Annotated in this window: 22 protein-coding genes; 12 read left to right on the top strand and 10 right to left on the bottom strand. The window is 72.0% G+C overall.

The window, feature by feature from the left end; all coding sequences use genetic code 11:
- Positions 1 to 15: 15 nt before the first annotated feature.
- On the bottom strand, positions 16 to 2,535 hold the full coding sequence (locus OG344_RS08940; RefSeq protein ID WP_405087807.1) for a GNAT family N-acetyltransferase: 2,520 nt from the start codon (positions 2,533 to 2,535) through the stop codon (positions 16 to 18).
- A 196-nt stretch (positions 2,536 to 2,731) separates the two neighbouring features.
- On the opposite strand from OG344_RS08940, the gene OG344_RS08935 reads away from it, so the two are divergent.
- On the top strand, positions 2,732 to 3,340 hold the full coding sequence (locus OG344_RS08935; RefSeq protein ID WP_327048751.1) for an ATP-dependent Clp protease proteolytic subunit: 609 nt from the start codon (positions 2,732 to 2,734) through the stop codon (positions 3,338 to 3,340).
- Complete coding sequence (locus OG344_RS08930) at positions 3,337 to 3,927, top strand: ClpP family protease (RefSeq protein WP_405087806.1); 591 nt, start codon at positions 3,337 to 3,339, stop codon at positions 3,925 to 3,927. The genes OG344_RS08935 and OG344_RS08930 overlap by 4 nt, the downstream gene beginning before the upstream one ends.
- Positions 3,928 to 3,930: 3 nt before the next feature.
- Here OG344_RS08930 and OG344_RS08925 read toward each other — a convergent pair whose 3' ends face one another.
- Together OG344_RS08925 and OG344_RS08920 are read right to left on the bottom strand one after the other, a co-directional pair.
- The gene (locus OG344_RS08925; RefSeq protein ID WP_405087805.1) at positions 3,931 to 4,302 is read right to left on the bottom strand and encodes a helix-turn-helix domain-containing protein; all 372 of its coding nucleotides are present in this window, start codon (positions 4,300 to 4,302) and stop codon (positions 3,931 to 3,933) included.
- A 98-nt stretch (positions 4,303 to 4,400) separates the two neighbouring features.
- Positions 4,401 to 5,045, bottom strand: a complete 645-nt coding sequence (locus OG344_RS08920) for a class I SAM-dependent methyltransferase (RefSeq protein WP_405087804.1) — start codon at positions 5,043 to 5,045, stop codon at positions 4,401 to 4,403.
- 136 nt (positions 5,046 to 5,181) lie between these two features.
- On the opposite strand from OG344_RS08920, the gene OG344_RS08915 reads away from it, so the two are divergent.
- Positions 5,182 to 5,778 carry a TetR/AcrR family transcriptional regulator gene (locus tag OG344_RS08915; protein WP_405087803.1) on the top strand — a complete coding sequence of 199 codons (597 nt, stop codon included), beginning with the start codon at positions 5,182 to 5,184 and terminating at the stop codon, positions 5,776 to 5,778.
- Positions 5,779 to 5,784: 6 nt separating this feature from the next.
- Here OG344_RS08915 and OG344_RS08910 read toward each other — a convergent pair whose 3' ends face one another.
- Entirely contained in the window at positions 5,785 to 6,174 is a 390-nt protein-coding gene (locus tag OG344_RS08910; protein WP_405087802.1) for a phosphotransferase family protein, read from the bottom strand.
- Positions 6,175 to 6,326: 152 nt separating this feature from the next.
- Here OG344_RS08910 and OG344_RS08905 point away from each other — a divergent pair, with 152 nt between their 5' ends.
- The 5 genes from OG344_RS08905 to OG344_RS08885 all read left to right on the top strand — a co-directional run bounded on the left by OG344_RS08905 (position 6,327) and on the right by OG344_RS08885 (position 10,875).
- Entirely contained in the window at positions 6,327 to 7,022 is a 696-nt protein-coding gene (locus OG344_RS08905; RefSeq protein ID WP_327048746.1) for a VOC family protein, read from the top strand.
- Positions 7,023 to 7,300: 278 nt separating this feature from the next.
- Entirely contained in the window at positions 7,301 to 7,414 is a 114-nt protein-coding gene (locus OG344_RS08900; protein ID WP_405087801.1) for a sigma 54 modulation/S30EA ribosomal C-terminal domain-containing protein, read from the top strand.
- A 56-nt stretch (positions 7,415 to 7,470) separates the two neighbouring features.
- On the top strand, positions 7,471 to 7,845 hold the full coding sequence (locus tag OG344_RS08895; RefSeq protein ID WP_405087800.1) for a cyclic nucleotide-binding/CBS domain-containing protein: 375 nt from the start codon (positions 7,471 to 7,473) through the stop codon (positions 7,843 to 7,845).
- A 211-nt stretch (positions 7,846 to 8,056) separates the two neighbouring features.
- Positions 8,057 to 8,320, top strand: coding sequence for a hypothetical protein (locus OG344_RS08890; RefSeq protein WP_405087799.1), 264 nt, complete (start codon positions 8,057 to 8,059; stop codon positions 8,318 to 8,320).
- A gap of 176 nt (positions 8,321 to 8,496) precedes the next feature.
- Positions 8,497 to 10,875 carry a glycoside hydrolase family 65 protein gene (locus OG344_RS08885; RefSeq protein ID WP_405087798.1) on the top strand — a complete coding sequence of 793 codons (2,379 nt, stop codon included), beginning with the start codon at positions 8,497 to 8,499 and terminating at the stop codon, positions 10,873 to 10,875.
- A gap of 23 nt (positions 10,876 to 10,898) precedes the next feature.
- Here the strand turns inward: OG344_RS08885 and OG344_RS08880 are convergent, their stop codons facing one another.
- The 4 genes from OG344_RS08880 to OG344_RS08865 all read right to left on the bottom strand — a co-directional run bounded on the left by OG344_RS08880 (position 10,899) and on the right by OG344_RS08865 (position 14,086).
- Complete coding sequence (locus tag OG344_RS08880; RefSeq protein ID WP_405087797.1) at positions 10,899 to 11,252, bottom strand: VOC family protein; 354 nt, start codon at positions 11,250 to 11,252, stop codon at positions 10,899 to 10,901.
- Positions 11,253 to 11,460: 208 nt separating this feature from the next.
- Positions 11,461 to 12,120 carry a response regulator gene (locus OG344_RS08875; protein WP_405087796.1) on the bottom strand — a complete coding sequence of 220 codons (660 nt, stop codon included), beginning with the start codon at positions 12,118 to 12,120 and terminating at the stop codon, positions 11,461 to 11,463.
- Complete coding sequence (locus tag OG344_RS08870; protein WP_405087795.1) at positions 12,117 to 13,268, bottom strand: sensor histidine kinase; 1,152 nt, start codon at positions 13,266 to 13,268, stop codon at positions 12,117 to 12,119. The genes OG344_RS08875 and OG344_RS08870 overlap by 4 nt, the downstream gene beginning before the upstream one ends.
- A complete protein-coding gene (locus OG344_RS08865) occupies positions 13,265 to 14,086 on the bottom strand; it encodes a CPBP family intramembrane glutamic endopeptidase (RefSeq protein ID WP_405087794.1) in 822 nt (273 codons plus the stop codon). The genes OG344_RS08870 and OG344_RS08865 overlap by 4 nt, the downstream gene beginning before the upstream one ends.
- 248 nt (positions 14,087 to 14,334) lie before the next feature.
- Between OG344_RS08865 and OG344_RS08860 the strand changes: the two genes are divergently transcribed.
- Genes OG344_RS08860 through OG344_RS08845 form a run of 4 tightly spaced genes read left to right on the top strand, consistent with a single transcriptional unit; the run spans position 14,335 to position 17,437 of the window.
- The gene (locus tag OG344_RS08860) at positions 14,335 to 14,748 is read left to right on the top strand and encodes a molybdopterin-binding protein (RefSeq protein WP_405087793.1); all 414 of its coding nucleotides are present in this window, start codon (positions 14,335 to 14,337) and stop codon (positions 14,746 to 14,748) included.
- Between the two features lie 12 nt (positions 14,749 to 14,760).
- Positions 14,761 to 15,555, top strand: a complete 795-nt coding sequence (modA, locus tag OG344_RS08855; protein ID WP_405087792.1) for a molybdate ABC transporter substrate-binding protein — start codon at positions 14,761 to 14,763, stop codon at positions 15,553 to 15,555.
- A 5-nt stretch (positions 15,556 to 15,560) separates the two neighbouring features.
- A complete protein-coding gene (locus OG344_RS08850; protein WP_405087791.1) occupies positions 15,561 to 16,400 on the top strand; it encodes an ABC transporter permease in 840 nt (279 codons plus the stop codon).
- Positions 16,397 to 17,437: an ABC transporter ATP-binding protein gene (locus OG344_RS08845; protein WP_405087790.1), complete on the top strand. Its 1,041-nt coding sequence runs from the start codon at positions 16,397 to 16,399 to the stop codon at positions 17,435 to 17,437. Before OG344_RS08850 ends, OG344_RS08845 begins: the two co-directional genes overlap by 4 nt.
- 42 nt (positions 17,438 to 17,479) lie before the next feature.
- On the opposite strand, the gene OG344_RS08840 is transcribed toward OG344_RS08845, so the two are convergent.
- Positions 17,480 to 18,742, bottom strand: coding sequence for a Dyp-type peroxidase (locus tag OG344_RS08840; RefSeq protein ID WP_405087789.1), 1,263 nt, complete (start codon positions 18,740 to 18,742; stop codon positions 17,480 to 17,482).
- Complete coding sequence (locus tag OG344_RS08835; protein WP_327048731.1) at positions 18,739 to 19,290, bottom strand: copper chaperone PCu(A)C; 552 nt, start codon at positions 19,288 to 19,290, stop codon at positions 18,739 to 18,741. Before OG344_RS08835 ends, OG344_RS08840 begins: the two co-directional genes overlap by 4 nt.
- Positions 19,291 to 19,404 lie beyond the last annotated feature (114 nt).

Below are 19,404 nucleotides of genomic sequence, written 5' to 3'. Positions count from 1 at the left end.
GCGCGGCACGGACGGTCAGCGCAACCGGCGCCGGAAGGGTGAGGGAAGCGGCGGTGCCGGTGCGAGCCGTACGCGCGCGCGCACGACCACCACTCCGTACGGCGTCACGACGACGGGATCGAGGTCGATCGCCGCGATGCCGGGATGGTCGTCCATGAGGCGGCCGACGCGGACGATCTGGTCCTCCAGCGCGCGGACGCCGGCCTCCGGCAGGCCCTGGTGACCGTTTGGCAGCGCCGCGCGGCGCGCCTCGCCGATCATCCGTCGTGCCTCGGCCCGGTCGATCGGCGGCACCCGGAAGGCGTGCTCACCCGCCTGGTCACCCGCCTGGGCATCGGCATGGGCACCCGCCTGGTCACCTGCGTGGGCACCCGCCTGGGCACCTGCCTGGTCATCGGCATGATTATCGGCACTGTCACCGGGCGGCCCGGACGCCGTCCCGCCGGGGCCCACCATGACCAGCGGGCCGAGTGTCTCGCACGCAACGCCCCTGACGACCATCTCGGCGCCCTCTGCGCCCCCGCCGCTCTCGACGCCGGGGACCGTCGCGGCGACCGTCTCGGCGACGTGGACGCCGTAGGCCGCCAGCAGCCGAGCCGCCGTACGGTCGTCGAGCAGGCGTCCACCGGGATGGGCGGCCAGGTCCGCGGCGACGAGGCGGCGGGCGAGCGACGGGTCGACTCCCGGGAGTTCCTCCGGTGGAGGCACCGGCCGTGCCCGCCAGGCGGCGTACCCGTGCGCTCTGGCGAGAGCGTGCGCGGCCCGCTCGGGGGAGGCGTACGCCGGGATCCGGCCGTCGATCAGCCCGTCCCACCCGGCCAGGCACGCGAGCACGGGTTTCGTCGCGGCCCTGGTCACGGCCGCGATCGCCTCCCTGGTCGCCCCCGGGTCCGGGCCGGACGGCGGGGTGGAGACGACGAGGACGGCGTCGACGCCCGGGTCCGCCAGGACGGCCGTGATCGCGACAGCGAGGTCGCCCACGTCGCACAGGTCCGCCACGACCAGGCCGGCCCGCTCGCAGACGCCGGCGGTCACCGCCGCCGCGGGTCCGGAGTCGCTCACGATCGCCACCCGAGGGCCGTCCGGCAGCGGCTGGGAGGCCAGCAAGCGGGCGGTGTCGAGCATGCCCCGCACGCTGTCCTCCCTGATCGCACCACACGCGCGCAACAGCGCGTCCACAGCGGCGTCCTCGCTCGCCGCACCGGGGCCCGTGGCGGCCGGGCTTTCCGGGGCGTCGCGGCGGGCCTTCGTCACGATGATCGGTTTGCGGGTGCCGATCCTGCGGGCGATGCGGCGGAACCTGCGCGGGTTGCCGAACGATTCGAGGTGCAGGGCGATGACCCGGGTCGCGGGATCGTCCTCCCAGTATTCGAGCAGGTCGTTGCCGCTGACATCCGCCTTGTCCCCGACCGAGGCGAAGGAGGAGACACCGAGGCCGCGCCGTCCGGCCCCTTCGAGCAGGGCGACCACGGCCGTGCCCGACTGCGCCATCAGGCCCAGCGGTCCCGCGGCGGGACGTACGGGCAGGAGCCCGGCGTGCAGGCGGGCGGACGTGTTCACGACGCCGAGGCAGCCGGGCCCGACCAGCCGCATGCCCGCCTCGCGGCAGACGCGCGGCAGTTCACGTTCCGCCTCGCGGTCCCCTGCCTCGGTGAAGCCGCCGGTGAGCACGACGAGGGCCCGCACCCGGCGGCGGGCGCATTCGCGGGCGACGCCGAGCACGGCGGGGGCCGGTACGGCGACCACGGCCAGGTCCACCGGCCCGGGCACCACGGCGACGCCGGAACGGACGGGCAGGCCACACACCTCGGCCGCCGGGGACGCCTGGGCCGCGCGGGGGTCGACGGGGTGAATCGGGCCGGGGAAGCGTCCAGCGACCAGGTCACGCAGCACGCGGTTGCCCAGGCCGCCGGGGTCGAGAACGTCCCCGATCACGGCCACCGAGCCCGGGGTGAACACGTGCGCCAGCGACCCGCGCTCCGCCTCGTGCGCCCGGGCCTCGATCTCGGCCACGAGCCTCTCGGTGGGCCGGGCGGCGATGCGGATCTCGACCTGTCCCCGCTCGTAGCGCTGCTCCACCGGCAGGCCGAGATCGTGCAGGACGCGCAGCATCGCCCGGTTCTCCGGCAGGACGGTGGCGACCAGGTCCTCGACGCCCGCGTCCGCCGCGTCCAGTGCGACGTGCTCCAGCAGAAGCGTGCCGAGCCCCTGGCCGTGCACCCGGTCGTCCAGCAGGATCCCCACCTCGGCCTCCGCCCCGCCGGGGCCGGGGATCCACTCGGCCACGCCGGCCACGAGACCGCCGGCCAACGCCACCAGCGCGTGCCCGCCGTAATCCGGACCGGTGATCAGGTCCATGTACGCGTGGGCCGAGGCGGTGCCACCGGCGAAGAACCTCAGGTACGCCGAACGCGGGGACGACCGGGCGATCAGCGCGTGCAGGGCCGCGCGGTCCGACGGCCGCAACGGGCGGATGCGCGCCATGCCACCGTCACGCAGCAGGACGTCACACGCCTCGGCGACGCTTCGGGTCATGGTCCCAGCGTCGGCCGTCGCCCGGCCCGGCCCCAGGGACTTCCTCCCCTGTCAGGAGGGACCCTGGTCCCCACATACGTACGACGTCACCAGCCCACGGAGAGCTGTTGACCGCCCGCGCGAGCCGGTCGCGGGGGTCGTCTGCCCTCGGCAGACATATCGGCGGTTCGCGGGGTGGGGCGGATACAAAGGCGGCATGCCTGTTTCATCGAGCACGAGTTACCGGGATCGGCTGAACGAGAAGCTGTTCCAGCAACGGACACTGCTGTTGACCGGAGAGGTCGACGACGAGATGGCCGAGCGGGTGTGCGCCGAGATGGTGCTGCTGGCCTCGGCGGACCCCGAACGCGACATCATCCTCTACATCAACTCGCCCGGCGGGTCCGTGCTGGCCGGCCTCGCGATCTACGACACGATGAAGCTGGTCCCGAACGACGTGGTCACCGTCGCGCTCGGGATGGCGGCGAGCATGGGGCAGGTGCTGCTGGCCTCCGGCACACACGGCAAGCGGATCAGCCTCGCGCACAGCCGGATCATGATGCACCAGCCGTCGGCCGGGATCGGCGGCACGGCGATCGACATCGCGATCCAGTCCGAGAACCTCAGGTACATGAAGCGGCAGTCCGAGGAGATCCTCGCCGCCGAGACGGGCCGCAGCGTCGAGGAGATCTCCGCCGACAGCGACCGCGACCGCTGGTTCACCCCTGAACAGGCCCGCGACTACGGGATGATCGACGAGATCGTCGGCTCCTTCCGCATCCTCGCGCCGTACGCCGCGCCCACCCGGATGGGGTTCTCGTCATGACGCAGTACACGATTCCGTACGTGATCGAGAAGACGCCGGTCGGGGAGCGGTCGTTCGACATCTTCAGCCGGCTGCTCAACGAGCGGATCATCTTCCTCGGCACCGAGATCGACGACGGCGTCGCGAACGTCGTGATGGCACAGTTGCTCCACCTGGAAGCGGACAGCCCGGACCAGGAGATCAACCTGTACATCAACTCCCCCGGCGGGTCGTCGACCGCGATGCTCGCGATCTACGACACCATGCAGTTCATCCGCGCGAAGGTCGCGACATACTGCATGGGCCAGGCGGCCTCCGCGGCCGCGGTGCTGTTCGCCGCCGGAGCCCCCGGACGGCGGTTCGTGCTTAACCACTCCCGCGTGCTGCTGCACCAGCCGTCCACCCAGGGGCAGGGCACCATCTCCGACCTGGCACTCCAGGCGGCCGAGGTGATGCGGATGCGCACGCAGACCGAGGAGATTCTCAGCCGCCACACCGGGGTGGACGTCGAGCGGCTGCGCAGGGACACCGACCGGGACCGGATCTTCAGCGCCCGCGAGGCCATCGAGTACGGCCTGGCCGACGAGCTGATCGACACCCGTACGTAGCGCTCACGCCACCAGCAGCAGCGTCGTGCCGGACGCGCCGTGCCCGGCGATCCGGCGCGACGCCGTGATCCGCCGTACGGCACGGGTGAGCAGGTGCTCGATCGGCAGCCCGAGCGCGTCGCACACCGAGTGCAGCATCTCCGACGACGGCTCCTTGCGGCCGCGCTCGACCTCCGACAGATACTGCTTGGACATCCCGACCGCGCGCGCCACGTCCTCAAGCGTGCGGTCCTGGTCCAGCCGCTCGTCGCGGAGGATCTCGCCGTACACGGTGCGCAGCAGCCGGTCAGGGCCGTCGGGAATCTCCGGGCCGCGCTTCTCGCCGTCCCGGCGCGTCCGGATGTCGACGACCACTGGTCGGCCCGAAGCTGCCATGTCTGGAGTCTGACACGACCGGATCTCCGGCGACACGCCTGTTCGCGCACAGAGGAGCGGCCGGCCTCCGGAATTCAGGAGCGGCCGGCCTCCGGAATTCAGGAGCGGGTGGCGGGAGGGCGGACGGCGTTCACGTAGTAGAGCACCGGGCCGACGGTGCCCGTGCTCTCGACGCGGAGACCGGCGCCGGGCACCAGGGTGGCGAGCAGTTCCGGCATGGTGGGCCGTACCGCCGGACCCGCCACGATTTCGGCCAGGCGGGCGGCGAGGGGGTTGACCGGCGGGCGGAACTCGGCGATCAGCAGCCGTCCGCCCGGCCGCAGGACGCGGAACATCTCCTGCACGGCGGTGCCTCGGGCCGAGCCCGGCATGTGATGCACCGCGAGGCTGGAGACCACAATGTCGAACGAGGCGTCCGGGAAGGGCAGCGCCTGCCCCTCGCCCACCTCGTAGGAGCAGTTGCCGGGTGAGCGCCGGCGCGCATGCTCGATCATCGGAAGCGACGGGTCGAGGCCGATCACCCGCCCCTCGGGGCCCACGAGAGGAGCCAGCACCCGGCTCAGGTAGCCGGTGCCGCAGCCGACGTCCAGAATCCGATCACCCAGCCCTGCCCCGGACAACGCGGCCAGACGGGTGAAAACGCTGCGGCGACGCCCAGCGAACCCGATTTCGGCCAGAATTTCATAGCCCCGCGGATAATTGATCACGCCGCCCCCGTCATCGTTTTCCGAGTGACGGTGCATGAGCTTTCCCCTGGCCACAGCGCTTCTCCTTCTTGTTCCGGAACAACCTGTTCGGTTATAAATGATCGATTCGCTGGGCCGGAGTGGTCAACAAGCAAATCGGTCAGGCCGTGCCGTACTGAACAAAGGGGGAAACGTGTTCGGAAACCCGCAGCGGGAGAGCACCGACCGCCGGGTACGGCGCACCCGGAAGGCCGTTCAGCAGGCATTGCTGGAGCTGATTCTGGAGAAGGGCTACGAGGCGGTGACGGTCACCGAACTGATCAACCGCGCCGACGTCGGCCGCTCGACCTTCTACGCGCACTTCACCGACAAGCAGGACGTGCTGTTCAGCAACCTCGACGAGCTCTCCGGCCTGCTTCGTCTCGCTCCCGCGGCCGGGCCGGACACGCTGTTCGCGTTCAGCCTGCCGATGTTCGAGCACCTGCACGAGCAGCGCCGGCTGGCGCGCGCGTTGCTCGGACGGCGCGGAGGCAGCGCCGTGCTCGCGCGCGGCGAACAGATCCTGGCCACGGTCGTACGCGACGAACTGCTGGCGACCCTCCCTCCGCGAAGCACACCGCCGCCCTCGCTCGACCTGATGGTGACCTGCGTCGTGGGGGCGTTCATGGCGCTGCTGCGGAAGTGGGCGGACGGCGAGATCACCGCCACGCCCACCGAGTTGGACGCGGCGTTCCGCGCCGTGGTGGCGCCGGGTGTGGAAACCGCCCTGGCGGCAGACCGAAGGCCGTGAGGTCGCTCAGGCGAACAGGCTGAGGACTCGCTTTCCTTGTCGCTCCAGCGCGTCGCCTGCGTTGCGCTCGGCGAAGAGACCGCCCGGGCCGAGCATGAGCAGCCAGACGAAGGCGAGCAGACGCCGGATTTCCCGGACGCGGTCGGTCTCTGCCGCCGTCAGATCGAAGTGTTCCAGCAGCGCGGAGCCATCGAAGGCCCCGTCGAACCGGGAAATGTGCTCGACGACCTCGGCGAGTTCGAAGGCACAGTCGCTGCGGCCCGAGTCCTCCCAGTCGACCAGCCGCACGCGCTCGCCGTCCCACAGGTAGTTGGCCAGGTTGCCGTCCGACAGGCCGAACACCGGCGTGACCGTCGCCTCGGCCAGTTCGTCGGCGCCATTCCCGCTCGTGCTCACCGCGGTCCCAGGACGCGTACGTCTTGACGACCCCGCCGGCGGACATCGTGATGCCGTGGGTGCTGGACTGGCCGGTCATGTCGTCCTCCGGCGGTCGCGGCCGCCGCTTCGGGGGCGCGTGGATTGTCGGGTCCGGACGTTACGCTGCCGGGATGACCGACGCCACGCAGAAGACCGACCGGATCAGGCCGCAGCAGTTCCACGAGATCGGCGGCCTGGAGGACTGGCGGGTGCTGGGTGAGGGGGCGTGCGCCTACTTCCGTACCGGGTCGTTCGCGGCCGGGGCCGCGCTCGTGCGGGCGATCAGCGAACTGCCCGGCGTGGGAAGCGGACACCCCGACGTCGACCTGCGCCACGAGGGCGTCACGGTACGGCTGATCACGATCGCGGACTTCTACGGGCTGAGCGGCCGGGACGCCGAACTGGCCCGGCGGATCTCGGAGGTGGCCCGCACGCTCGGCATCCCCGCCGATCCCTCGGCCGTGCAGAGTGTGCAGGTCACCGTCGACGCCCTCGCCGGCGCCGAGGTGGTGGCGTTCTGGCGGGCCCTGCTCGGCTACGAGGACCGCGCGAACAGCCCGGAAGACCTGATCGACCCGCACCGTCGCGGCGCGGCGTTCTACTTCCAGCGGATGGACGCGCCGCGCCCGCAGCGCAACCGGGTGCACGTCGACGTCTGGGTGCCGTACGACCAGGCCGAGGCGCGGATGGCGGCGGCGATCGCGGCCGGCGGCCGCCTGGTCTCCGACGCGTACGCGCCGTCGCACTGGGTGCTGGCCGACCCCGAGGGCAACGAGGCCTGCGTGGGCGTGGCGGGCTGGATCGACCCCGGCCCGCGCGACCGGTAGGAGTCGTCCGCGGCGTTCGGCGGTGACCTCGGGAGGGGCGATGCAGCGCAGCGCTGTGAGATGGGTGGAGGCACGCCGGGCCAGGCACGCCGCGGCGGCGCGGTGCGCGGTGTCCGTCCAGGAGGCGTCCACGACGCGAAAGCGTCGCGGCCCTGACCGCGCTCACGCACGAACCAGGCCATCCGCCTCCTGGAGGACAGGCTCCGGATCCGGCTGCGCCGTACGACCCGGGACTGGGAGGACCTGCGCGGGCGACATCCCGTAGACGTCGACCAGGAGTGGCGGCGAGCGGTCTGCCCTTCGTGTTCTTCGCCGACAGGCGGACCGGGCGAGGCAACGTCGTCTATCACCGCTACGACGGCCACTACGGACTCATCACGCCCAGCGGCTGACCGGCGTCCCACGGCGGTGTGGTTGGCTGGATGTACTGGTGAGGAGGGGAGGACGCATGCGTATCGCCAACGTTTACCGTCCCCTGGTGTTCGGGTGCCCGGTGACTGCGAAACTGCCCGAGGTGGCGCGCCGGATGACGGAGAAGAACATCGGCGCGCTCGCCGTACTCGAAGCGGACCGGGTCACAGGAGTGATCACAGAACGGGACCTCGTGACGGCGCTTGCCACATCCGCCGACCCCGCCGCCCTGAGCGCGGGGATGTGCGCGTCGTCGGACATCAAGACCGCGACCTTGGACGAGGACACGCGTGAGGTGGCCCGCCGCATGCTCGACCACGGCATCCGTCACATTCCGGTGGACCAGGACGGGCGCCTGATCGGCATGGTGTCGATGCGCGACCTTCTCGCTCTGGAGACGCTCGCGCCTTGACCACCGCCACCTGGTCTTCGGGGTCAGGGGTGGGTTCCCCGTTCCGGCGGGATGGGCGAGAGCTCCAGTTAGATGCACGCCTCCAGTTCCTTCTTGCCGGGCAGGCGGCACAGGCGTACGAGCATGCGCCTGCGGACGAACGTCCCGAAGTCGAAGTGGGATCACACCGGTCCGTGGGTACGGAGCCAGGAACCAGGGGGTGGAACGCGAGATGTCCGGTCACGTTTTCCAGGACGAGATGCGGCAGGTGCTCGACGAGGTGTACCGCGGACGCGAAACGGTCGCGGTCCGGGATGTCTACGCGCAGGCGTCGGCGCGCCTGCACCTGACCGCCGACATGCTCGCGCACCTGAACGAGATCCCGGAGGGCGCCTACACCAGGCAGCAGATGGTCGCGGCGATCAACAGGGTGATCCTGCACCGCAACGAGCAGGACACTCTCGGCTTGATCGACGAGCCTTCCCGGACCGAGTAGGCACAGGACACGGCTGGGGCACGACGCGGCCGCGTACGTCCGCACCACGTCGGACAGAATCCGGCGTTCGCTGGTGATCGGCCGGCCGGGACCCTCGCGGATCCGGCGATCGGAGCGCCGCGTGAGTGGAACGACCTGCCCGCGCCGCCGGAGCGGGCGCGCCGGGAGGAGCTGCGGTGAATCCGTGGTCGCTGACTTACGAGGGGTTCGATCCCGATCACGAAGGACTGCGCGAGGCGCTGTGCACGCTGGGCAACGGCCGGTTCGCCACGCGAGGCGCGGCACCCGAGGCCGAGGCCGGCGCCGTCCACTACCCGGGGACGTACGTCGCCGGCTGCTACGACCGGCTCACGTCGGACATCGCGGGCCATCGGCTGACCAACGAGGACATGGTCAACCTGCCGAACTGGCTGCCGCTGACCTTCGCGACGCCCGGCTGCCCATGGTTCTCCCCCGGTACGGCGGACCTGCTCCGGTACCGGCAGGACCTGGACATGCGCCACGCCGTCCTGCACCGGCTGATCCGGTTCCGGGACGCCGAGGGCCGCGCCACCTCCGTACGGCAGCGCCGCCTGGTCTCCATGGCCGACCCCTACCTGGCCGCACTGGAGACGACCTTCACGGCCGAGAACTGGTCGGGGCCTCTCCGCGTACGCTCCGGGCTCGACGGCCGGGTTGCCAACTCGGGCGTGGCGCGGTACCGGGACCTGCGGGGCGACCACCTGACAGAGCACGCGACGGGAATCGCGGAGCCCCTGACGTGGCTCCGCGCGCGCACCCGCTCCTCCGGCATCGAGGTCGCCCTGGCCTCGCGGATCGACGTCTCCGGCGGCGGAGGCGGGGCGGAGATCGAGCGACACGACGACCACGTCATGGAGACACGCGTGCTGCCGCTGGGCCGGGACCACCCCGTCACGGTCGTCAAGACGGTGGCGCTCACCACGTCGCGCGACCTCGCGGCCGCCGACGCGACCTCGTCCGCGCTGCGGCGGGCCGGGCTCGCGCCCGGTTTCGGCGAACTCCTGGAACAGCACGAGATCGCCTGGCGTGATCTGTGGGATCGGGCCCGGCTGGAGGTGACGGGCCCGCACACCCAGCGGGACATCCGCCTGAACACCTTCCACGTGCTGCAGACCCTGTCACCGCACACCGCCGGCCTCGACGCGGGCGTGCCCGCACGCGGCCTGCACGGCGAGGCGTACCGGGGACACGTGTTCTGGGACGAACTGTTCGTGCTGCCCTGGCTGACCCTGCGGTTCCCCGAGATCGCCCGCGGGGCGCTGCGCTATCGCCTGCGGCGGCTGCCGGAGGCCCGGGCCGCCGCCCGCGCCGCCGGCCTGCGGGGGGCGATGTTCCCCTGGCAGAGCGGCAGCGACGGACGCGACGAGACCCAGCGGTTCCACCTCAACCCCCGCTCCGGGCGGTGGACGCCCGACCACACCCACCTCCAGCGGCACGTCGGGCTGGCCGTCGCCTACAACGCCTGGCAGCACTACGCGATCACCGGCGACATGGAGTTCCTCGCCGGGACGGGCGCCCATCTCCTGGTCGAGATCGCCCGCTTCTTCGCCTCGCTGGCGCGGCTCCATCCCGGGTCGGGCCGCTACGAGATCCGGGGCGTGATGGGCCCGGACGAGTATCACGACGGCTGTCCCGGCGCGGCGTCCCCGGGCCTGGACAACAACGCGTACACCAACATCATGACGGTGTGGCTGCTGCTGCGCGCCCGTCAGGCGCTCGACCTGATGCCGCGACGCGCGCGGGACGACCTGCGCCGCCGTCTCGGCCTGACGGACGTGGAGACCGAGCGGTGGGAGGACATCACCCGGCGGATGCGGGTGGACTTCCACGACGGCGTCATCAGCCAGTTCACCGGATACGAGCACCTGGCGGAGCTGGACTGGGATCGTTACCGGGGCGTGCGCCGGCTGGACCGGGCGCTGGAGGCCGCCGGCGACAGCCCCGACCGTTACCGGGCGTCGAAGCAGGCCGACGTGCTCATGCTGTTCTATCTGCTCACGGCCCGGGAGGTGCGGCAGATCCTCGACCGGCTGGGCTATCCGGCGGCGCCGGGCCTGACCCGCCGCACCATCCGCTACTACCTCGCCCGCACCTGCCATGGTTCGACGCTGAGCGCCGTGGTGCACGCCTGGGTGCTGGCGCGCTCGGACCGCACCGGCTCATGGCGGTTCTTCACCGAGACGCTGACGGGTGACATCACCGACGTCCAGGGAGGGACCACCGCCGAGGGTGTCCACCTGGGCGCCATGGCCGGCACGCTGGACCTGGTCCAGCGCTGCTACCTCGATCTGGAGGCCCGGCCCGACGGCCTGCACCTGAACCCGGTGCTCCCCGAACAGCTCACCACGCTGTCGCTGTGCCTCCGCTACCGAGGCGCGGAACTCGACGTCGACGCCGACCCGGCCCGCGTACGGATCGCCCGGGCCGACGACGGCCCCACCGCCCTGGACCTCGTGGTGCACGGTCAGCACGCCCGGCTCCGGCGCGGCGACAGCCGTACGTTCCCCCTGCCGGATCGCAGGCACGACGGGTGACCGGAGGCCGCGTTGAGGCACCGTCAGCTGGGCTGCCACAGCTCGACGCGGTTGCCCTCGGGGTCGGTGACCCAGCCGAACCGGCCGACGCCCTCCATGTCCTCGGTCTCCTCGGCCACGTCCGCTCCCTTGGCGCGCAGTTGCGCGAGCATCGCGTCCAGGTCGCGGACCCGGAAGTTGAGCATCGTCCGCTGGGCCCGGGAGCCGAGATAATCGGTCTCGGACTCGAAGGTCGCGAACACCGTCACCCCGGCCTCCTGACGCCACACGCCGTTCTCGTCGGCGTCCAGGCCGAGGCACTCGCGGTACCACGCACCCAGGGCCGCCGGGTCGGCGGCGCGCAGGAAGTATCCGCCGATTCCAAGCACACGTTCCATGCCGCTCATCCTGCCAGGATCGCGATCATCCGCCGCATCCCTCAGCATGGCCGCGTCGCCTCCGCGCGGTGCGGATGGTGATGCTGCCGTAAGGGAGATCACCGGTGAGCTGGAGGTGCAGCCCGACGTACGTAGCTCCTCCGGTCAGGCGAGTCGTCCCCCTGAGGCAGCCATCGGCCGGCGCCTCACCCGGTCCGTCCGGTGGGTCTCAGGTCACCAGGCCTCTGCGGTAGGCGTAGACCACCGCCTGCACGCGGTCGCGCAGGTCGAGCTTGGTGAGGATGCGTGACACGTACGTCTTGACGGTCTCCTGGCTGAGCACCAGTGTCGCGGCGATCTCACTGTTGGACAGGCCGTCCGCGATGAGGCGCAGGACCTCCAGCTCACGCGGGGTCAGCGCGACGTCGTCCGGTGTGCCCGCGGCGGGACGGATGCGCGCCGCGTACCTCCCGACGAGCTGCCGCGTCACCTCGGGCGCCAGCAGCGCGGCACCGGCCGCGACGGTACGGATGCCGTGCAGGAGCTGCGCCGGTGGGGCGTCCTTGAGCAGGAAACCGCTCGCCCCCGCGCGCAGCGCCTCGTAGACGTACTCGTCCAGATTGAACGTCGTCACCACGAGCACCCTGACGGGGTCCGCCACCCCGGCGCCGGCGAGCAGGCGGGTCGCCCCGATGCCGTCGAGCACCGGCATCCGCACGTCCATCACCACGATGTCCGGGCTCAGCCGGCGGGCGAGGTCGACCGCGGCGCGCCCGTCGCCGCACTCGCCCACCACCTCCAGGTCGGGCTGGGCATCGATGATCGTCGCGAACCCGGTGCGGATCAGCGCCTGGTCGTCGCAGACCAGGACCCGGACCGGCGCGGTCACGACGGGCTCCCCGCGGGGATTCGCGCCCGTACGACGAAGCCGCCGTCCGTCCGCCGCCCGGCGCTGAACTCGCCGCCCAGTGCGTCGACCCGCTCGCGGAGCCCGGCCAGGCCCCGCCCGCCTCCGCCGGGCGAGCCGGGCCGGGAGGCGGAACCGCCGGTGCTCACCTCCACGACAATCTCCTTCTCGCCATAGCGCACGCGGACCGCCGTGGGGCTGCCCTGGGCGTACTTGAGGGCGTTCGTCAGGGACTCCTGCACGACTCTGTAGGCCACGAACTCGGCGCTGCCGGCCGATTCCGCCCGCCTCCCGTCCTCGGCGAACTCCACCGGCTGCCCGGCCCGGCGTGTCTGCTCCACGAGCGTGCGGAGCTCGCCGACAGACGGCATCCTGACGTCGGTGTGGTCGGGGTTGAGCAGATCGAGCAGGTGCCGCAGGTCGGCGATGGCCCGCCGGCCGGTGTCGCTGACCGCGCTCAGGGCCGCGTCGAGGCGATCGGGCGCCGCGGTCAGGTAACGGGCGGCCTCGGCCTGCACGACCATCGCCGTCACATGGTGGGTCACGACGTCGTGCAGCTCGCGGGCGATCCGGGTGCGCTCCGCGGCACGGGTGGTCTCGGCGACATGCCGGCGGCGTTCCTCCTCCGCGGCCCGGGCGGAGCGCAGCCAGGCCCCGATGCCCCAGGCGAGCGCCAGCGCCAGGTAGAACACCGCGTAACCCTCCGCCTTCTCGGGCGCACCGATTCGCCCGAGCGCGAGCGCCAGCGGCACGTACGCCACGGAGAGGAGGACCACGGCGACGCGCCGGTGACGCTCCAGATGGGTGCCCGCGCTGATGAGCGCGATGGGCATCGCGTTGCTCGCGAGCACGTGGTAGGCGCGGATCTGGTCCAGGACGAAGCCGAGCGACACCAGGGCCAGGCACACGGCCGGCCACCGCCGGCGCACGGCGAGCGGAAGGCACTCCAGGGCGATCACCACGAACGCCAGTGCGTCGAAGGGACGAATCGGCAGGTCGCCGACCTGCGTCCCCTTGCCGTGCAGCGCCGGCAGGAGCGATGCGACGGCCAGCAGCAGCCCGAACGGCAGATCCCGGACCACGACGTCGCACCGCCGCCACAGATCCGTGACCCGCCGTAAATCGATCACTGTGCGAGGGTAGCGGTCGCGCCGCGCCGGAGCGGGACCACGTTGCCGCGCCGGCGGGCCAGCCACATGAACACGACCGTCAGCAGCAGGCCGAAAACCACCGCGTACGGGCTCGCCTCCGGCCCGAAGTCGCCGCCCGTGAGCAGGGCGGGGCCCGACGTCACGCCGTGCAACAGCCCCTGCGTCGCGCCGTTGCCCGAGACCTCGGTGCCGAAGACGCCGGCCGCGGCGAAGTTCCAGCCGAAGTGCACACCGATCGGCACCCACAGAGTTCGGGTCGCGGCGTAGGCGGCGGCGAGCATGCCGCCCGCCTCGACCGCGATGGCGATCGCACCCCACAGGCTGGCGTGCTGGTTGCCCAGGTGCATCAGGCCGAACACCAGACCGGTCAGCACCAGCGCGATCCACGTGCCGGTCCGTTCCTCGACGATCCGGAACAGGATGCCGCGGAACATCAGCTCCTCCGTCACGGCGGCGGCGGCCATGAAGCCGAACAGCCCGGCCGCGCCCGTCACCGAGCCGAGGCCGTCGACCCGGTAGCCCCCCAGGAAGGCGATGTTCGCGATGACCGCCGCGAACATCCCGGCACCGATCAGCAGCCCCCGGCCGACCGCGGCGACGGCCCCTTTCCGGGCCACCTCCACCGGTGCGCGGCGCTCGGACCACCGCACCGCCCGGGCGTACACGAACACGGCGAGCGCGGCGGTCGCGACACCGAGAACCAGGGTGAGGAGCGGGCTCCCCTGCACCGCGCCCACGATCGCGCCGCCGGCGAAGACGACCAGCACGACGGGCACGAGTTGTTTCAACAACCGCATGACGACTCCCTTGAGTGGGGGACTCCGCGACGGGGCGCCGCCGCTACGACTGGAAACGCTAGGGATTCGACGGTCGGGAATCGTCCCCGCACAGTGGACACTCGCGGGTAGCTCGCACGGGGGACAAGCGCAAGCGGCGCTTGACTTCTTGCTCTCGGGAATGCCAGGAGAAAGGCGTAGATCGTGGCGCTGCTGCGATGGTCAGTGGGTATTCAGGTTGGAATCTGCGAAGGGTAAGGTGAGGGTCTGTGACGACGTTCCGGATCAGTGAGGCCGCCGCGTTGCTCGGGGTCAGCTCCGACACCGTCCGCCGGTGGGTGGACGCGGGCCGGCTGGCCGCCGTACGGGACGAGCACGGCCACCGGCAGATCAGCGGGGCCGACCTGGCCGCCTTCGCCCGATCGCAGGTCGAGACGACCGGCGACGGCAGGCGGTCCTCGGCGCGTAACCGTTTCCGCGGGATCGTCACCGAGGTCGTCAGGGACGCGGTGATGGCCCAGGTGGAGATCGCCGCCGGGCCGTTCCGGGTGGTGTCGCTGATGAGCCGGCAGGCCGCCGACGAGCTGGGCCTGGAAGCCGGAGTGGTGGCGGTCGCCGTGATCAAGTCCACCAACGTCGTCGTCGAGATCCCCGGCCACGAGCGCGTGGTCACAACCCCGTAAGGAGCTCCCTTGGTGTTCAGGCGCCTTTCGCGATGGGCGGTCGCCGCGCCCGTCGCGCTGGTGATCGCCGGGCTGTCCGGTTGCGGCTCGGGCGAACCGGCCACGTCCTCGGCTTCCACATCGGCGGCCGCCGCGGCGAAGGAGGTGAACGTCTTCGCGGCCGCGTCGCTGACCGAGACCTTCACCGAACTCGGCAGGACCTTCGAGAGCGCCCACCCGGGCACGACGGTGAAGTTCAACTTCGGTTCCAGCGCCACGCTGGCCCAGCAGATCGTCCAGGGGGCTCCGGCCGACGTGTTCGCCGCGGCCAGTCCGGCCACGATGAAGACCGTCACCGACGCGTCGCCGGCGAGCGGGCCGACCACCTTCGTGCGGAACAAGCTGGAGATCGCCGTACCGAAGGACAACCCGGCCAAGGTGGACGAGCTGAAGGACCTGACCGATCCCAAGGTGAAGGTGGCGCTGTGCGCCGAGCAGGTGCCGTGCGGGGCGGCGGCCGTCAAGGCGCTGGAGGCGGCCGGGCTGAAGGTCACCCCGGTCACCCTGGAGCAGGACGTCAAGGCCACGCTGACCAAGGTCGAGCTTGGCGAGGTGGACGCCGCCCTCGTCTACGCGACCGACGTGATCGCCTCGGCGGGCAAGGTGCAGGGGATCGACTTCCCCGAGGCGGACAAAGCGATCAACGATTACCCGATCGCGACCCTGTCGAAGGCTCCCGCCGGTGACCTCGCCAAGCAGTTCGTCGATCTCGTGCTGTCCCAGCAGGGCCAGGACGTGCTGACCAGGGCCGGCTTCCAGTCGCCCTGACCCCGATGGGCTCCTCGAACGACCCGGACACGTCCGGCGCCGGGGCGGCCGCCGGACGTGGAGTCGCGGGCCGTCCGCCGTGGATGCTGGTGCTCCCGGCTGTGGCGGGGCTGGCCTTCCTGGTGCTGCCGCTGGCCGGGCTGCTGATCCGGGCGCCGTGGTCCACGCTGCTCCAGCGGCTCGCCGAGCCACAGGTGCTGGAGGCGTTACGCCTGTCGCTGCTGTGCGCCACCGCCGCCACGGCCGTCTGCGTGCTGCTGGGGGTGCCGCTGGCCTGGCTGCTGGCCCGGGTGGAGTTCCCGGGCCGGCGGGTGGCGCGGGCTCTGGTGACCGTGCCGCTGGTGCTGCCGCCGGTCGTGGGCGGCGTGGCGCTGCTGCTGGTGCTGGGCCGGCGCGGGCTGGCCGGACAATGGCTGGAGTCCGCCTTCGGGATCACGCTGCCCTTCACGACCGCCGGAGTGGTCGTCGCCGAGGCGTTCGTGGCCATGCCGTTCCTGGTGATCAGCGTGGAGGGGGCGCTGCGCGGCGCGGACCGGCGGTTCGAGGAGGCCGCCGCCACGCTGGGCGCCTCCCGCTGGACCGTCTTCCGGCGGGTCACCCTGCCGCTCGTCATGCCGGGCGTCGTGGCCGGAGCGGTGCTGTGCTGGGCGCGGGCGCTCGGGGAGTTCGGCGCCACCATCACCTTCGCCGGCAACTTCCCCGGCACCACCCGGACGATGCCGCTCGCGGTCTACCTGGCGCTGGAGACGGAGCCGGAGGCGGCCGTCGTGCTCAGCCTGGTCCTGCTGACCGTCTCCGTGGTCATCCTGGCCTGCCTGCGCGATCGGTGGGTGAACAGCCCGTGAGCCTTGACGGTCTGCGATCGGCCCTGGTCGTCCACCGGCCCGCTTTCACCCTGGACATCACGCTCGACGTCGCACCGGGCGAGGTCGTCGCGCTGCTCGGGCCGAACGGCGCGGGCAAGACCACCGCGCTGCGCGCCCTGGCCGGGCTGACCCCCATGTCCGGCGGGCACATCACCCTGGACGGCCGGCCGCTGCACACCCTGCCCCCCGAGCGCCGCCCGATCGGCATGGTCTTCCAGGACTACCTGCTCTTCCCGCACCTGTCCGCGCTCGACAACGTCGCGTTCGGGCCGCGCTGCCAGGGCGTCGCCAAGGCCGAGGCGCGCCGCGCCGCCGCCGCCCTGCTGGAGCGCGTCGGCCTGGCCGACCGGGCGGCGGCCAAGCCTCGTCAGCTGTCCGGCGGGCAGGCACAGCGCGTCGCCCTCGCCCGGGCGCTGGCCGTACGACCGAGGCTGATGCTGCTGGACGAGCCGCTGGCCGCGCTGGACGCGCACACCCGGCTGGAGATCCGCTCCCAACTGCGCCGCCATCTGACCGACTTCGACGGCGCCACCGTGCTGGTCACCCACGACCCGCTCGACGCGATGGTGCTGGCCGACCGGCTGGTCGTCGTCGAGGCCGGCGCCGTCGTCCAGCAGGGCGCCCCCGCCGAGGTCGCCCGCCGCCCGCGCACCGACTACGTCGCCCGCCTCGTCGGGCTCAACCTCTACCGCGGGCTCGGTGACGGCGCCGGGGCGAAGGTCGGCGAACTGCTGCTGCACACCTCCGAACAGCTCGACGGGCCCGCCTTCGTGGCCTTCTCACCCACCGCCGTGGCCCTCTACCGCACCCGCCCCGACGGCAGCCCGCGCAACCTCTGGCGGGCCAGGATCGACGGCATCGAACGGCACGGCGACAACGTCCGCGTCCACCTCGACGGCCCGGTCAGCGCCTTCGCCGACATCACCCCCGCCGCCCTGGCCGACCTCGATCTGAGCCCGGGTGAGCAGGTCTGGGCCTCGGTCAAGGCCACCGAGACCCACGCCTACCCGGCCTGAGCGGGCCCTCCGGCGGCATCCGGGCGCCGGCGGGGCGCCGCGTCAGGCCAGCAGGGTTTCGCCGATCCACCCCTTGGGGTCGCAGCCGGGAGGGACGGCGAAGACGGCGGAGCCGATCGGCGTCGTCCACTCGTTCAGCAGGTCCGCCTCGGCCAGCCGCTCCTGGATCGGGATGTACTGCCGGGCGATATCGGCTTGGTAGGAGGCGAACAGCAGCCCGGTGTCGGCGGTGCCGTCGGAGGAGACGCCCTCGTCGTAGTTGTAGACACGACGAAGGATGTGCGCGCCCGGGTCGGCGACATGCGCCCGGCGGATGTGGGCGAACTCGGAGATGACCGGCAGTCCGGCGGGGGTGAGGCGCGCGAGGTCCGGCTCGTCGTGCTCGCGGGCGCCGGTGAGCGGGGCGCCGTCGGTCAGGCGCCGGCCGATCGTGAACTCCTTGGCGCCGGTGTCGGCGGCGTCCCAGGTCTCCATCTCCGCGCGGATGCGCCGCAGAACCAGGGTGGTCCCGCCGCGCAGCCACTCCTGCTCCCCGGCGAACCAGACCGCCCGGTCGAAGTCGGGTGTGCCGGCGACGGGGTTGACGGTCCCGTCGAGCTGCCCCATCACGTTGCGCTGGGTGGTGTGGGGCTGCTGGGAGTGCGCGGCCCGCCGGAAGCCCCGCTGGGTCCAGCGGACCTTCGCGAACGACCGGGCGTCCTTGACGAGCACCCGCAGCGCGTGGGTGACGGTGAGCGGGTCGTCCGCGCAGATCTGGACGAGCAGGTCGCCGCCCGTCCACCGCTCCTTCAGCCGGTCGATGCGGAAGGCGGGGAGGGGAGCGACGGACTCCGGCCGCTGATCGGACGTCTTGGTGGCCGCGAACAGACCCGGTCCGAAGCCGAAGGTGACGGTCAGCCGGGCGGGCAGCACGGCCAGATGGGGCTCGGTGTCGGCGAGCGCGGGCTGTCCCTGGGTGATGCGCCGGGCATCGTCGGTGAGCACGCGCATCAGCCGCGCCACACTCTCCCGGTCCGAGCCCGCCCGCAGGTCGAACGCCACGAACGCGGCGTGCGCCTGCGGAGCCGTCGCGACACCGGCCTGGTGGGCTCCGTAGAACGGCTCCACCGCCGTCGCCTGGGGCGAGTTCACGCCCGAGCCGGTGGTACGGCCCGCCGTACGCGTGTCGTCGGCGTCGGCGCCCGCCCGGGCCACGACGGCCCCACTCGTCGCGGCGGCGGCCACCACGGCGCCGCCGGACAGCAGCGCCCTGCGGCTCAGGCGCGGGCGGGAGCCGTCCTCCGTCCCAGCATGCCGCTCACTCATCCCATGCCGTCCATGTCGGCGCCCGGCTGGTAGTTCTCCTTGGCTCCGGCGAAGTCCTTGCCCAGAGCCGTGAAGGTGTAGGTGCCGCCCCCCTGCAGCTCCAGCGTGAACGGCACTTCGGACCCCGGTTTGATCTCGGAGGGCACGTCCATGACCATGATGTGGTCGCCGCCGGGCTGCAGGACGTGGGAGCCGTGGGCGGGGACCACGAAACCGCCCTCCTTCGGCCGCATCACCATCTTCCCCTTGGACTCCACGACCTCGTGCAACTCCACCATGGGTGCCGCGGGAGTGCTGCCGGCGATGACGGTGACGTCCGAATCGGAGTTGTTGACCAGCGTGCCGAAGGCGGCGGTCATCCCCTTCTTGGTGGTCTTGACCCACGGGTCGGTGATGCTGAGAGCGACTGCGGAGGATGACGGAGAGGCCGCCACCGCCACCGCCGACGGCGCTGCCGATGAGACGGAGGACGTCCCCTCGGAACCGCAGGCCGCCGTGGCCGTCACTGCGCCCAGGCTGAGAACGACGAGCATGACACGGGAGAACATGAAGATCCCTTCACCCGGCTGAGCCGGTGACTGGTACCGCTGCACTGAACGAATTCGGCGTACTCGGGCGCACGCCGGACGCACCCCGCCACTACCGGGGGTGCCGGTCACATC

The organism is Microbispora sp. NBC_01389 (assembly GCF_045040095.1).
Lineage (GTDB): Bacteria > Actinomycetota > Actinomycetes > Streptosporangiales > Streptosporangiaceae > Microbispora.
This window is presented reverse-complemented; position numbering and strand designations above follow the sequence as displayed.